Source organism: Xylanibacter ruminicola (genome assembly GCF_900142525.1).
GTDB lineage: Bacteria > Bacteroidota > Bacteroidia > Bacteroidales > Bacteroidaceae > Prevotella > Prevotella ruminicola_A.
In genome coordinates, this window is record NZ_FRBD01000028.1 from 24,752 (window position 1) to 38,250 (window position 13,499).

The 13,499-nt window shown below is 45.7% G+C and carries 12 protein-coding genes, 1 tRNA gene, 1 rRNA gene and 1 pseudogene; 7 read left to right on the plus strand and 8 right to left on the minus strand.

Annotation, left to right across the window (positions count from 1 at the left end; translation table 11 throughout):
- Window positions 1-31: 31 nt before the first annotated feature.
- From BUB86_RS15300 to BUB86_RS15320, 5 genes are all read left to right on the plus strand, one after another.
- Complete coding sequence (locus BUB86_RS15300; RefSeq protein WP_410543949.1) at window positions 32-997, plus strand: S41 family peptidase; 966 nt, start codon at window positions 32-34, stop codon at window positions 995-997.
- A 164-nt stretch (window positions 998-1,161) separates the two neighbouring features.
- Window positions 1,162-1,242, plus strand: a tRNA-Leu gene (locus BUB86_RS15305).
- 205 nt (window positions 1,243-1,447) lie between these two features.
- Window positions 1,448-3,217, plus strand: coding sequence for a hypothetical protein (locus tag BUB86_RS15310; RefSeq protein ID WP_073211125.1), 1,770 nt, complete (start codon window positions 1,448-1,450; stop codon window positions 3,215-3,217).
- Between the two features lie 40 nt (window positions 3,218-3,257).
- Complete coding sequence (locus BUB86_RS15315; protein WP_317041769.1) at window positions 3,258-4,430, plus strand: OmpA family protein; 1,173 nt, start codon at window positions 3,258-3,260, stop codon at window positions 4,428-4,430.
- A gap of 83 nt (window positions 4,431-4,513) precedes the next feature.
- Complete coding sequence (locus BUB86_RS15320; protein WP_073211131.1) at window positions 4,514-5,644, plus strand: hypothetical protein; 1,131 nt, start codon at window positions 4,514-4,516, stop codon at window positions 5,642-5,644.
- Window positions 5,645-5,812: 168 nt separating this feature from the next.
- Here the strand turns inward: BUB86_RS15320 and BUB86_RS15325 are convergent, their stop codons facing one another.
- The 7 genes from BUB86_RS15325 to BUB86_RS15355 form a co-directional block, all read right to left on the minus strand.
- Window positions 5,813-6,802 (minus strand): hypothetical protein, encoded by a 990-nt coding sequence (locus BUB86_RS15325; RefSeq protein ID WP_139261664.1) that lies wholly within the window; start codon window positions 6,800-6,802, stop codon window positions 5,813-5,815.
- Window positions 6,803-6,887: 85 nt separating this feature from the next.
- Window positions 6,888-7,280: a hypothetical protein gene (locus BUB86_RS15330; RefSeq protein WP_073211137.1), complete on the minus strand. Its 393-nt coding sequence runs from the start codon at window positions 7,278-7,280 to the stop codon at window positions 6,888-6,890.
- Window positions 7,280-8,593, minus strand: coding sequence for a ribosome biogenesis GTPase Der (gene der, locus BUB86_RS15335; RefSeq protein WP_073211140.1), 1,314 nt, complete (start codon window positions 8,591-8,593; stop codon window positions 7,280-7,282). Before der ends, BUB86_RS15330 begins: the two co-directional genes overlap by 1 nt.
- 47 nt (window positions 8,594-8,640) lie before the next feature.
- Window positions 8,641-9,561: a GTPase Era gene (gene era, locus BUB86_RS15340; protein WP_073211143.1), complete on the minus strand. Its 921-nt coding sequence runs from the start codon at window positions 9,559-9,561 to the stop codon at window positions 8,641-8,643.
- A 24-nt stretch (window positions 9,562-9,585) separates the two neighbouring features.
- Window positions 9,586-10,593, minus strand: a complete 1,008-nt coding sequence (locus BUB86_RS15345; RefSeq protein ID WP_073211146.1) for a beta-ketoacyl-ACP synthase III — start codon at window positions 10,591-10,593, stop codon at window positions 9,586-9,588.
- On the minus strand, window positions 10,593-10,784 hold the full coding sequence (gene rpmF / locus BUB86_RS15350; protein ID WP_013063689.1) for a 50S ribosomal protein L32: 192 nt from the start codon (window positions 10,782-10,784) through the stop codon (window positions 10,593-10,595). The genes BUB86_RS15345 and rpmF overlap by 1 nt, the downstream gene beginning before the upstream one ends.
- A gap of 22 nt (window positions 10,785-10,806) precedes the next feature.
- Window positions 10,807-11,328, minus strand: coding sequence for a YceD family protein (locus BUB86_RS15355; protein WP_073211151.1), 522 nt, complete (start codon window positions 11,326-11,328; stop codon window positions 10,807-10,809).
- A 273-nt stretch (window positions 11,329-11,601) separates the two neighbouring features.
- On the opposite strand from BUB86_RS15355, the gene BUB86_RS15360 reads away from it, so the two are divergent.
- Together BUB86_RS15360 and BUB86_RS15365 are read left to right on the plus strand one after the other, a co-directional pair.
- On the plus strand, window positions 11,602-12,711 hold the full coding sequence (locus BUB86_RS15360; protein WP_073211153.1) for a sensor histidine kinase: 1,110 nt from the start codon (window positions 11,602-11,604) through the stop codon (window positions 12,709-12,711).
- Window positions 12,712-12,724: 13 nt separating this feature from the next.
- A pseudogene (locus BUB86_RS15365) lies at window positions 12,725-12,970 on the plus strand (endonuclease domain-containing protein); the annotation flags it as partial.
- A 228-nt stretch (window positions 12,971-13,198) separates the two neighbouring features.
- Here BUB86_RS15365 and rrf read toward each other — a convergent pair.
- Window positions 13,199-13,311 (minus strand): 5S ribosomal RNA (rrf, locus tag BUB86_RS15370).
- Window positions 13,312-13,499 lie beyond the last annotated feature (188 nt).

Sequence of the window (13,499 nt, forward strand, 5' to 3'; positions counted from 1 at the left end):
AAAAATATGCACCAGTCTAATCATGCTAGTTATGCTAGCTACACTAGCCACCTCCTGCGTAGACGAAGAAGAACGCCCCAATACCCCAGAAGGCAACTTCGAGGCCTTGTGGCACATCATAGACGAGCACTACTGTTTCTTTGACTACAAGGATATCGACTGGAACGAGATATATAAAATATATAAGGTACGCGCGAAAGGGGATCTAAACAGCGAACAACTATTTGAAGTGCTGACAGATATGCTCAGCAATCTGCGCGACGGCCACGTCAACCTATATACATCTTTCGACAATGGCCGCTACTGGCGATGGTACGAAGACTATCCCGCAAACTTCAGCGATACCCTACAGCGCCGGTACCTTGGCACCGACTACCGCATAGCCGGCGGACTGCGCTATAAAATACTTGACGATAACGTGGGCTACGTATACTGCGGAAGTTTCTCAACCAGTGTGGGCGAGAGTAACCTCGACGAGGTGATAGAACACATGATGTTATGCCAAGGTATGATACTCGACATACGCAACAACGGCGGCGGAAACCTGACCTATGCCGAGAAACTGGCTGCCAGATTCTGTAACGAGAAGACACTAGTGGGCTATATGCAGCACAAGACGGGGAAGGGGCACAATGATTTTTCGTCTGAAGAGCCGCAGTATCTAGAGCCATCCAGCAACATGCGTTGGCATAAACCTGTGGTACTGCTCACCAACCGAGGGGTGTTCAGCGCTGCAAACGAATTTACAAAATACATGAAATGCCTACCGCAAGTAACAACGGTGGGCGACCAGACTGGCGGTGGCAGCGGCATGCCATTTACCGCCACACTACCCAACGGATGGACCGTGCGTTTCTCGGCCTGTCCCAGTTACGACCGCAATCATAACCAAACCGAATTTGGCATCGTCCCCGACTACCAAGTGACCCTAACCGCCACAGATTTCCTCCGCGGTCGTGATACAATCATAGAATTTGCCCGAGATTTCCTAAGATAATATTGCCTACGGATTATACGGATTAAAAATAGCCAATAACATCCAGTATAGAAAAATAAATCCGTAAAATCCGTAGGTAAAATAAAAAAAGATTAGCATTCCGTAGGTAAATTGAAAAAAAAGCATTATCTTTGCACCCACAAAACGAAAGAAACCACAGAAAAGCGCCTGTGGCGGAATTGGTAGACGCGCTAGACTTAGGATCTAGTGTTTACGACGTGCAGGTTCGAGTCCTGTCAGGCGCACATTATTAATTAATATTACGACAATGCCTACAAACAGGAATACTACCACATTATTAGTATTTAAGCATAAATTTGCGGTATTTTGAAAAAAAAACTGAAATTTACTTGGAAGTTTCAGATATATTTCCTACTTTTGCCATCGATTTATATAAATTAACGTACGATATATTGTTTTATTATTTGTTTAATTATAATTTTTAGTTCAATGAAAAAGAAAATTATCAATGGTATTCTGATGGTAGCTCTCGTTGCAGCTACTTCGGCATCATTCGTTTCTTGTAAGGACAATGATGAAGACATGCAGGCTGAGTTCCTGGCTCTTCAGCAGCAGAATCAGACAGATCTGAACGATTTGAAGAAAAAGATTGAGCGACTTGACGCTGCTGACAGCTGTTTGATTACCAGCGTTATCGTTAATGCTACTTCTACTAGCATCTTGGATAATAGCAAGCTGTTCCCTGGCGTAAATATGCAGTTCCTAGGTACTACTTATGGTGAGGCTGGCCTTCCAGTAAGCTTCCCAAGCGTAGCTGAATATACTGGAACAAAATTCACTGCAGTAGCTGGTGATAAGCTGTTCGAGAAGGACGCAACTATTTACTTCACTGCAAATCCTTCTAACATTGATGCAGCCAAGATGGCTAAGGTTAACCTGTCTTTGATTAACAGCCAGGGTACTGCTTATTCAGACCTGACACTGGGAACAGCTGAGAAATCTGACAAGGTTCTTACTTGGGGCACAACACGTGGCGCTAATGGTGCTACCGATCTTTGGAAGGCTTCTGTATCAGTTTCAGATCCTACTAAACTCGGCCAGCTCGATCCTACTCAGATTATCGATGCTAAGGAGGCTGTTGAGCACGTTAAGAACATTATTGAAGAGTCTAAGGGTGTTAACAAGTCAAATGCAAAGGCAAAAGCTAAGGCAATTCTTTCTGAGACAGCTACTGCACTGACAGAGGCTGCAAACATCACTCTCCCTGAGTTGCCAGCTCTTGGTTTGAAGGCTCAGTGGTCATGTCTGGATGTTAATGACCCAACTAAGACACGTACTTTCAGTACTGTTTCTGACTACTCTCTCGCTGCTACAGCATTCAAGCCTATCGACTTCTACTATGGTCAGGGTATCATCGATCCAAACACAAAAGTTAGCATCGACATTTTGGACAGAGCCGTTGCAAAGATTGTAAAGCGTTTAAAGAAAGAACTTGGCAAGATTAATAAGGATCTCAATAATATCAATATTGATTCAATTGAAGTTAAAGGTGATTTCTCTAGAGGCTATAAGTTCTACTATGAATTAAAGACTAAGACTAATAGTGGTGTGTCACTTCAGTTCATCAACGGTCTGAAGATTCAAGGCATAAAGGAAGCTGCACCCACGCCAATTGGCAGCATAATAGGCGGTGAAAAAACCGATGGTTGGTTTGAATTGGATGAATTCAGTGTTGATTTCAATGAAGACATTGATAGTCTTGTTGCAGACATTCAGAAGGGTATCAATATTGCTCCTCTGATTAACGATCTTGTTAAGGTTCTGGGTGATGCAAACAAGTATGCTGATCGTGCTACCAGCCTCAGTAATCGCATTACTAACACTCTGAACAATTTTGCAAACAACCTCATCACCAAGTTTGCTAACGATGGTTTCTATACAATTCTGCAGCCAGTTATGCTGATTGACAATGGTGAGGCCACATGCCGCCTTGTTACTGGTGCTACAATCAAGAAGGGTTCTTATACTCTGGTTCCAACCACAGTTACCAACGAACTGCTTGCTCCTGCATTCAAGAAGTATGTTGCTGTTAAGAAGGACGGTGCCGTTAAGGCTGAGAAGCTCATGACTAAGGGTGAGGCTAATTTCGACAACTATGCTGCAGACCTGAGCGAAGCTGGTAGCTATGAGATTATTTATGCTGCTCTCGACTTCTACGGAAACGAGATTGTTAAGCGTTACAACGTAACTGTTCAGTAATTAACATTGTAGAATAATAATTTGTAAACAGAATATGAAAATGAAGAAAACAATATTGTCTTGCCTGATGCTGTTGGCTGGTCTTTCAGCATCTGCTCAGGAGCAGAAGGGCACGACTGAATACGTCTTCGAGCCACACTGGTATGTACAGATACAGCCTCTGGGCGGACAGTACACTCTGGGTGAGCGCGATTTCGGCGACCTGCTTTCATATAACGTACAGGCTGCTATTGGCCGTCAGTTCAGCAAGCTGTGGGGCGCTCGTCTCGCTGTAAACGCTTGGCAGAGCAAGGGCGGTAGCACATACAATTACACTGGAATTATGTGGCCACAGGTAGAGTACGGCTGGAAGTGGAACTATGTAGCTCCTACACTCGATGCTACTCTGAACCTGTCTAACCTCATTGCTGGTTATAATCCAAAGCGTATCTTCAACCTCAGCGCTTTCGCTGGTATCGGTCTGAACATCGCTTGGAAGAACGACGAGGCTGCTACAGTTAATAATCAGATTAAGAACGACCTCGGTCCTGTTGACCAGAATGGTGTTGCTCAGCCTCTCGGCTACGAGCCTCTTGCATACCTCTGGGATGGCACAAAGCTTCGCCTGATGGGTCAGTTCGGTCTGAACGCTGACTTCAATGTAAGCGAGAAGGTAAGCCTTGGCATCGAGCTGAGCGCTAACACTCTGAGCGATAAATACAACTCAAAGAAGGCTGGTAACTGGGATTGGTACTTCAACGCCCTCGCTGGTGTGAAAATCGCCCTCGGTAAGACCTACTCTACACGCTTTATCCCTGCTCCAGAGCCAGAGATCCGCTACGTAGAGAAGATTGTAGAGAAGATTGTTGAGGTTCCCGTTCCTGCACAGGCTGAGACCAACGCTACTGCTGCTGAGCCTCTGCGCCGTGATATCTTCTTCACCATCGGTAAGACTGTTATCCGCAAGAGCGAGCAGCAGAAGATTAAGGACGTAGTAGACTACCTGAACGCTAATCCTGAGGCTAAGGTTAACGTAACTGGTTATGCTGACGCTGGTACCGGTAACGACCGCATCAACGATCGTCTGGCCGCTGGTCGTGCCGACGCAGTTGTTAAGGCTCTGAAGAAGGCTGGTATCTCTGCTAGCCGCATCAGCTACGACAGCAAGGGTGCTCGTGTTCAGCCATTCGCTGACAACGACAGCAACCGTGTATCTATCGTAATCGCTGAGTAATCAACAGATTACCCAAACAATAAATCAAAGCCCAGTCCCGTCTTGGGGCTGGGCTTTTTCTGAAAAACAATACGGATAACAAGATGAAAAAGATTCTATTACTCCTCGCCAGCCTGTTTCCGATCGTTGCCACGGCAGAGTTGCCCGTTGACGGTTATTATCGTATACAAAACGTTGCTACCGAGCGATACCTCGTGTTGAATGATAATGTTATCAACAGTGAGATAGACATGTCATCATCAAAAGTCGATGTGAGCAACTTAAAATCTTGGCTAGGATTTGATAAGGTAAAGAGCAATCCAGGCAGCATTTTCTATATACAGAAAGTGGGTAGCAAATACAACCTGATTGCCCAAGGACTCAGTATTTACGAATTAAGCGGTGGAAAAAAATACCTGGACATTGTAGATAATGGAGATGGAACCTACCGATTCGAAATGACAACTTCGTATGGTAGTGGACGTTTATATGACAGCGCCAATAAAGGAGAGGTTGGCAATGCCGTAACCAAAAAAGGTAGTGGCACCGTAAAACATGGGTATTGGAAACTACTACCTGTCAACACCGAAGACAATTACATCGGCCTACAACCGACAGTAGAGGCTACTGATGGCTGGTATGGCACCCTGTATGCATCATACCCCTTCAAACTGGCTAGTGATAATGTGGAAGTTTACTATGTTGACGGTGTATGTGAGGGACAGTTCCGTTTAAAGCTAATAACAGACGATGTAAAGCCTGCTGCTACACCATTGGTGTTTAAAAGCAATAGTAACGATCCCGCACAGAACAAGGTGACACCTGTATTCACTGAGACAACAGCACCAGTAGACAATGTCATGAGCGGCACCTATTTCGCCAGCTATGAAGACAAAAATCATTATGCCTTCATAGAATATAATAGTAGTAAAATGCGTGTGCTTGGTGTAGATGCAACCAAAAATCTGGTATTAACTACTGCTAAGGAAAGTGACCTGGCTGGTGGTAAGTACATCCCTATGAATACCTGTTGGCTGAACGTACCAAGCTGGCTGAGTGGCGTCTTTAAGCGAGTAGACCGTGACGCATACACCAGCATCAGAAGTATCGAGACGAGTACACAGAAAAGCGCAGTAAAGGGTACATTCACCCTTGCTGGTGTGCCAGTAGACGAAAACAAGGCTCTGAGCCCTGGAATCTACATTAAAGATGGAAAAAAGGTAGTTATTCCATAAAGAAATCAGTATATCACAAAAGCATAGGTTTTACACTTCAAAACCTATGCTTTTATTGTATAAAAGCTATGCTTTCGAGATGCGAAAGCATAGCTTTTTTTTTCTAGGTACTTTTCAAATGCGAACCAGTTAGCTAGCAATTGTTTTCTAGGTGCTTTGCAAATTCAACTAAAATATAGTTTTTGTAAAGCGAACGCTGAGCACTGGATAAACCTTGATGCCACCTAAGAAATCAATCCAATCGCCTACTTTACCAGTAGTATTCGTTATATCCTTGGTCAGGTTAGTGCCATCGTGGGTATAGAGGTCGGGCGTGCCGCCCCAGAACATAGCACCAGCATCGAATGATACCTGCCAGTCATCACGATTCTTCAGCAGTCGCCCGCCATAACCAAAGCCCAGATATGGCTTAAACGGGTTTGACTTGGCAGAAACCTTCACCATACCATCTACATCTGGCTCCATCACGTAGCGCTCGCCAGTTTCCTTGAAGTCACCCACATGGAAACCCATACGGCCATATTCCAATATGCGCTGACGATAAGCTGTCGGAAGATAAACATCAGGATAACCATCCAACTCAACGATAGGCTCATCATTGTAACACTTATCATAAATATGGTTATACATGCTTACAGCCAGCAAAGAAGTCATAGCACGAGTTGAGTTCTCGGCATAAGCAAACTGAGAGGGGCCCCAATAGAAACCGGCAGTAACATGCCAGTGCTTATTAGTGAAGGGGAATACATCAACCAGGAACTTAAAGTTGTTGACAGTAGGCTTGCCCACCATCTCTACCTCGTCGTCTACGGTATAGCCTGTAAGGCTGGTGAGTAGCTTGGACATGCGATCGAACTTGGTTTCAACGCGATTGCCCTGTGCATCATACTTCACAGCGGGTTCTCCGCCCACCTCTACAGGGAAATAGATGCTCTTGGTGAAACGGGGCATATACTCATATCCAGCACGCAGCTGTACATAGTCACCAATCTTACTAGCCACGTCGATACCGATTCCGGTGGTTCCTGCAGTAACAGACACATCAAGATTCTGAAAAACCTTATGCTTCTTGAACCATGATTCTGTTTGGAGACTATCCTGCGCCTGAGCTGTACCCAGCATACAGGCGGCTGCTATTAGTAATACAAACTTTTTCATATTTATCTTCAATTAATAATTCCTTTGTTCAGCCCCCCTACCCCCTGGCTCGTCCAAGACCCTCAGGAGGGGAAATAGCGGAGGGCTATTTCATCATCCAACGGCCATTTCGCTCCACCATCGGCACAACGACCTCTTCGGTAGTAGAATCGCCGTAACATAATATCAGCATCACGCTGGTGTATTGCTGTGTGCTATCAGTAAAAGCTCGCGAGATACGAACCTCGTTGATACCGCCACGGGCCTTTTGCTGCTGAGCGATAAACTGGCTATAGCCATCTATCAGCTGCGAGCGGTAATCGGCAGGCAGACTATCTGCCATCAGGCGTCCTTCCACAAAGTGATCGTAATCTCCCTCTATCAGGTGCTGATAATAGCCCTTAGCTGCCAATGAGGCCAACTCTTCTCTGGTAGGACCACTGCACGCGGCAAACGAAACTAGCAGAACTAGTAGTACTAGATATACTAGTTTCTTCATTACTTCTGACGAATAAACACATTAATCGGACTACCTGTCAGCTCCCAGTTCTCACGAATCTTGTTCTCCAGGAAGCGCTTGTAAGGCTCCTTAACGTACTGAGGCAAGTTAGCGTAGAACACGAAGGTAGGAATCTGCGTGTCGGGCACCTGAGCCACATATTTAATCTTGATGTACTTACCCTTGATTGATGGTGGTGGGAAAGCCTCGATCAATGGCAGCATGACCTCGTTGAGCTTAGAGGTACCAATCTTAGCCTTGCGGTTAAGATATACCTGTTTAGCCGTCTCGAGCACCTTGAAGATGCGCTGCTTGGTGAGGGCCGAAGCGAAGATGATAGGGAAGTCGACAAACGGAGCCATACGGTTACGGATGGCATTCTCGAAGGTCTTGATAACCTCCTGCGACTTATCCTCAACAAGATCCCACTTGTTAACTACAACTACCAGACTCTTGTTGTTCTTCTGGATGAGTTGGAAGATATTCATATCCTGGGCCTCAATGCCACGAGTAGCGTCGAGCATCAAGATGCAGACATCACTATTCTCGATGGCACGGATAGAACGCATGACCGAATAGAACTCGAGGTCCTCGGTTACCTTATTCTTACGACGGATACCGGCTGTGTCAACCAGATAGAAGTCGAAGCCGAACTTATCGTAACGAGTGTAAATGCTATCGCGGGTGGTACCAGCGATATCGGTCACGATGTTACGATCCTCGCCGATAAAGGCGTTGATGATACTTGACTTACCAGCATTAGGACGACCAACAACGGCGAAGCGGGGGATGCCCTCTTCGAGCTCATCCTTGGCCTTCTCGGGCAACATCTCGAGCACCTTGTCGAGCAGGTCGCCGGTGCCGCTACCAGTGGCAGCAGAGATAGGATATGGATCGCCGAGACCAAGTTTATAGAACTCATACTGGTCATAGAGATCCTTGCCGTCGTCGGCCTTATTAGCCACCAGGATAACGGGCAGTTTGGCGCGGCGCAGAATCATCGCTACGTCCATGTCCCAGCCGGTAACGCCATTATTTATATCGCAGAGGAAGAGCACGAGATCGGCCTCTTCGGTGGCAATAATCACCTGCTTGCGGATCTCCTCCTCGAATACATCGTCACTATTGACTACCCAGCCGCCGGTGTCGACAACTGAGAACTCCTTGCCGTTCCATTCGCACTTGCCATACTGGCGGTCGCGGGTGGTACCGGCCTCGTCACTGACAATTGCCTGACGGGATTTTGTCAGTCGGTTAAAGAGCGTTGATTTACCCACATTGGGTCGCCCTACGATTGCTACTAAATTTCCCATATTATTATTCTATTTCTAGTATATTTAGTATTTCTAGCTGGGCTAGATTACTCGGGATTATATCCAAAATGATTAAGTTCACGCTCGGAGCTACGCCAGTCTTTATCCACCTTCACAAAAATCTCAAGGAAGATGGGCTTGTCGAAGAACTTCTCGAGCGATTTACGGGCCTCAGTGCTCACCTTCTTCAAGGCTACCCCCTGATGACCGATGATGATGCCCTTCTGAGAGTCGCGCTCCACGTAGATTATGGCATTGATGTGGATGTGCTTATCGTCTTCCTTGAATCGCTCTACAGCAACCTCTACGCTATAAGGAATCTCCTTATCGTAGTAGAGCAGTATCTTTTCGCGGATAATCTCAGACACAAAGAATCGGGCGGGCTTGTCCGTGAGCTGGTCCTTATCAAAGTAGGCCGGACTCTCGGGCAGGAGTTCCTGAATACGCTTCAGCAGAATATCAACGCCAAACTTATTCTTGGCACTGATAGGCAGGATTTCTGCCTTAGGCAGCAGGGCGTGCCAGCGCTCTACGATACTAGCCAGTCTAACCTGGCTAGCATTGCTAGTTTTGCTAGAACCGCCAGGCTCCCCAGCCAGCTCATCAATCTTGTTGATGAGCAGTATCACTGGCAGATCCAGCTTCTGCACTTTCTCAAGGAAGTCCATGTTCTTCTCGGGGTTCTCTACCACATCGGTTACATAGAGCAGCACATCAGCATCCTGAAGTGCCGACTCAGAGAATGCGAGCATTGACTCCTGAAGTTTATAGTTTGGCTTAAGCACACCCGGGGTATCCGAGAATACAATCTGCATCTCGGGTGTATTTACGATACCCATGATACGATGACGGGTGGTTTGAGCCTTAAAGGTGGCAATTGAAATACGCTCACCAACCAGCTGGTTCATGAGCGTACTTTTGCCTACGTTGGGATTTCCAACAATATTTACGAATCCTGCTTTATGCATTATTCACTGTTCACTTTTCACTATTCACTTTTCGCTGCCATCATAGGCCCACTTGTAATAAGAAGCTCCATGAACAAATCCAGCACCAAAAGCGGTGAGGATCATGTTATCGCCCTTCTTTAATTTACTTTCGTATTCCCAGATAGCAAGAGGTATAGTTGCTGCACTCGTGTTACCGAAGTGTTCAATGTTTACCATCACCTGATCCATAGGTACCTCAAGGCGCTTTGCCACAGCCTCGATGATACGCATGTTAGCCTGATGAGGAACAATCCACTGGATATTATCCTTGTTCAGACCGTTACGCTCGGCTATCAGTGCGCAGTCGTTACTCATGTTAGTAACCGCATAGCGGAACACGGTACGACCCTCCTGATAGAGGTAGTGCAGACGATGATCGACAGTGAAATGCGACGGTGGGCAGACAGAACCTCCAGCCTTCAGATGCAGGAACGGAAGTCCCTTACCGTCAGTACGGAAATAAGAATCCATCACGCCGATATTCTCTTCCTCGGTAGCCTCAAGCATAACCGCAGCTGCACCATCTCCGAAGAGAGGACAAGTCTGACGATCCTTATAGTCGACCACCGACGACATCTTATCGGCACCAATCACGATAATCTTCTTGTAGCGTCCGCTCTGGATCATCGTGGCTGCCACGTCGAGTGTGTAGAGGAATCCACAGCAAGCACCCCAGAAATCGAATGCAAAAGCATTCTTCAGTCCAAGTTTGCCAAGCACGATAGATGCTGTGGAAGGGAACTTATAATCGGCTGTAGAGGTGGTAACGATGAGTGCGTCGATAGAATCGGGATCGGCGCCGGTCTTCTGCATCAGCTGCTTGGCTGCCTTACGTGCCATGTAGCTGGTGCCGAGACCTTCCTCCGTAAGAATGTGACGCTCCTTGATACCAACGCGCGTCATAATCCACTCATCGTTGGTGTCGACCATACGTGACAACTCATCGTTGTTCAGTATATAGTCGGGCACGTAGCCGCCTACACCAGTGATTATCGCATTGATTTTACCCATTACTCAGCTACGCTTTCCTCAATCTTGATAGCTACCTTACCACGATAGTATCCGCAAGTTGGGCATACTGTGTGATAAACATAATATGCACCACAGTTAGGGCATACTGCCAGTGTGGGAGCTACTGCCTTGTCATGAGTACGACGCTTGAGTGTACGAGTCTTTGATTGTCTTCTTTTAGGATGTGCCATAATTCTATTACTTTTTTAAATTTTAAACTTTTAAATTCTTTAATTTCTCCCATCGGGGGTCTACGGCTTGGCTGGACTCCTCATCGCTGCTTCGGTCAGCTGACAGCTCTTCCAGAGCTTTCGTCATGACAGCGTTGCACTTGCCGGGTGCATGCACATGCCTGATGGGTATAACCAACGCCACAAACTCATAGATGATCCACGATGCGTCGAGTATTCCTTCGTCCTCAGGCACAACGATGATATCATCTTCCTCTGAGTATTCGCTACCGAGCTTGACAATCAGACGGTTGTCGGTTTCTACCGGCTGCTCCATGTCGTCAAGACAACGGTCGCAAGGTACAATGACTGTGCCTTCTGTATGAAAGTTGAGTTCGAAAAAGCCGGTTGCCTTGCGTATAGACACCGACACATGCAAAGAACCCTTCTTTACTTCGGCACCGTCCAGAGCTGCGAAATAGGTATCATCGAGATCGAAAGACAAGGTCGTTTCCTCATCTACCAAACTCTTCAAATCTATCCTCAACATCTCTAAACTATTCATTTACCACATTTACTTTCGGTGAATAGCAGCTTCACCTCATCATAAAAGCAAGCTTTTCTGAACTCGGTTCGCGCGCTATTTGGGGTGCAAAGTTACAAACTTTTTTCCAATTAAGGAACGGTTATTTTATTTTTTTATCATTTTAGTGCAAAATCGTTGACTTTCAGCCCCTTATATTACACAAATCCGCCCCTATTTGTGCAATACAAGAGATATGATACATAAAAACTGTCCCAACCTATAATAAAACCAACAATCTCGCGTTATAAGAATATGCAATGGACAGATAGAATCCGCCAAACCAAAATTATCCTGGTTATCGCAGCTATAATCATAGCTGTTACCTCATTGTTTGTATCTCACCTCTTAGTCAAAGACCTCTCAACCGAAGAACGCAAGAAGATGGAGGTATGGGCTGAAGCGCTTCATGCCTTGAATCATGCGGATGAGAATACCGACCTTTCACTTGTACTCAACGTCATGCAAGGTAACACCACCATTCCTGTCATAGTAATAAATGAAAAAGGTGGAATAGATGATTATCGCAATATTGAAGATACGCTCCACCTAAAACAGATAGCCCAACGAATGCAGAAATCTGGCGACACCATTGTGGTTGGTAGTCAGATTGTATGCTATGATGAGTCCGTACTATTAAAACGCCTATCTCAGTATCCTTATTGGCAATTGGGTATTGTCATGATATTTGTGGTTGTGGCTATCTTTGCCCTACTATCATCAAAGAAGGCCGAACAGAATAAGGTATGGGTAGGACTGTCTAAGGAGACAGCCCACCAGCTTGGTACACCTATCTCTAGCTTGATGGCGTGGGTTGAGATATTAAAGGAGAACCATCCAGATGATGACTTGATACCAGAAATGGATAAGGACGTGAAACGTTTGGAACGCATAGCCGAACGATTCTCGAAAATTGGTTCACTACCAGAACCAACACCAAGTTCAATGAATGAAGTGATTGAACATGTAGTAGACTATATGCGTCGCCGTGTATCAAACAAAGTAGATATCAGCTATCATTTACCCGATCACGATGTTATCGTAAATATGAATGCCTCGCTCTTTGAGTGGGTCATCGAAAATCTTTGCAAGAATGCTGTAGATGCCATGGAGGGTAAGGGTCAGATCATCTTAAAACTCACCGAAGATAACAATAAAGTCGCCATCGAAGTAAGCGATACAGGCAAAGGAATCCGCAAAAAAGACATCAGTCATGTATTTACACCCGGTTTCACCACCAAACAACGAGGATGGGGCTTGGGACTTTCGTTGGCCCGTCGTATCGTAGAAGAATACCATAAAGGCAGAATATTCGTTAAGTCATCAGAACTCGGCAAAGGAACCACGTTCAGGATAGAATTATGAAAATAAGTTTCGCAGACAGCATGGTATAGGTCCGTATATTCTTGACTTTTATTGCCCGTTATTACGTTTAGATATCGAATTAGATGGTTCCGCACATGATGCACCTATGGCAGATAAGCATGACGAGATACGAGACAAATTTCTAGAAGAACAAGGAGTCACTGTAATGAGGTTCCGGAATGAGGTTGTATGGAGGTATCCTAATGCAATTGTTGAAGAGATATTGGAATTTGCCAAAACACGTATTCCCAACCCCTAACAAAAGATTCGCCAATGTACTCCCCTCCTCTCGAGAGAATTCACCAACGTATTCCCCGCCCCTATAAGGGGAGGGGCTAGGGGTGGGGTGAATAAATAATGTTCGACCAATTTTAATTTTAATAGGAATAAAGAATCTATCTCCTCCACCCCTAGCCCCTCCTCCCAAGAGGAGGGGAAAACGAAAAAGCCCCGAGGAAATGAATCCTCGAGGCTTCTCTTTTAAAAAAGACGGCGGCTTCCTACTCTCCCGCATTGCATTGCAGTACCATCGGCGCAGGTGGGCTTAACTTCTCTGTTCGGAATGGGAAGAGGTGGGACCCCACTGCAATAACCACCTGATAAATCTTATCTAGCATCACTAGCATCACTAGCATCACTAGTATGGGATTGACAGTGTCGACACAAGAACTGAAGTAATTACTTCTATTAGAAACAACTACATCTGATAATATCAGCATGAAGCGAAAGATCTCGGGCAATTAGTAGTGCTCGGCTTTGACGTCACCGTCTTTACACCTGCACCCTAT

Excerpts from the sequence above, each read along its gene's own strand:
- BUB86_RS15360 (WP_073211153.1), top strand. The coding sequence starts at position 11,602 with ATGCAATGGACAGATAGAATCCGCCAAACCAAAATTATCCTGGTTATC.
- der (WP_073211140.1), bottom strand. The coding sequence starts at position 8,593 with ATGGGAAATTTAGTAGCAATCGTAGGGCGACCCAATGTGGGTAAATCA.
- BUB86_RS15300 (WP_410543949.1), top strand. The coding sequence starts at position 32 with ATGCTAGCTACACTAGCCACCTCCTGCGTAGACGAAGAAGAACGCCCC.
- BUB86_RS15310 (WP_073211125.1), top strand. The coding sequence starts at position 1,448 with ATGAAAAAGAAAATTATCAATGGTATTCTGATGGTAGCTCTCGTTGCA.
- rpmF (WP_013063689.1), bottom strand. The coding sequence starts at position 10,784 with ATGGCACATCCTAAAAGAAGACAATCAAAGACTCGTACACTCAAGCGT.
- BUB86_RS15325 (WP_139261664.1), bottom strand. The coding sequence starts at position 6,802 with ATGAAAAAGTTTGTATTACTAATAGCAGCCGCCTGTATGCTGGGTACA.
- BUB86_RS15320 (WP_073211131.1), top strand. The coding sequence starts at position 4,514 with ATGAAAAAGATTCTATTACTCCTCGCCAGCCTGTTTCCGATCGTTGCC.
- era (WP_073211143.1), bottom strand. The coding sequence starts at position 9,561 with ATGCATAAAGCAGGATTCGTAAATATTGTTGGAAATCCCAACGTAGGC.
- BUB86_RS15355 (WP_073211151.1), bottom strand. The coding sequence starts at position 11,328 with ATGAATAGTTTAGAGATGTTGAGGATAGATTTGAAGAGTTTGGTAGAT.
- BUB86_RS15330 (WP_073211137.1), bottom strand. The coding sequence starts at position 7,280 with ATGAAGAAACTAGTATATCTAGTACTACTAGTTCTGCTAGTTTCGTTT.
- BUB86_RS15315 (WP_317041769.1), top strand. The coding sequence starts at position 3,258 with ATGAAGAAAACAATATTGTCTTGCCTGATGCTGTTGGCTGGTCTTTCA.
- BUB86_RS15345 (WP_073211146.1), bottom strand. The coding sequence starts at position 10,593 with ATGGGTAAAATCAATGCGATAATCACTGGTGTAGGCGGCTACGTGCCC.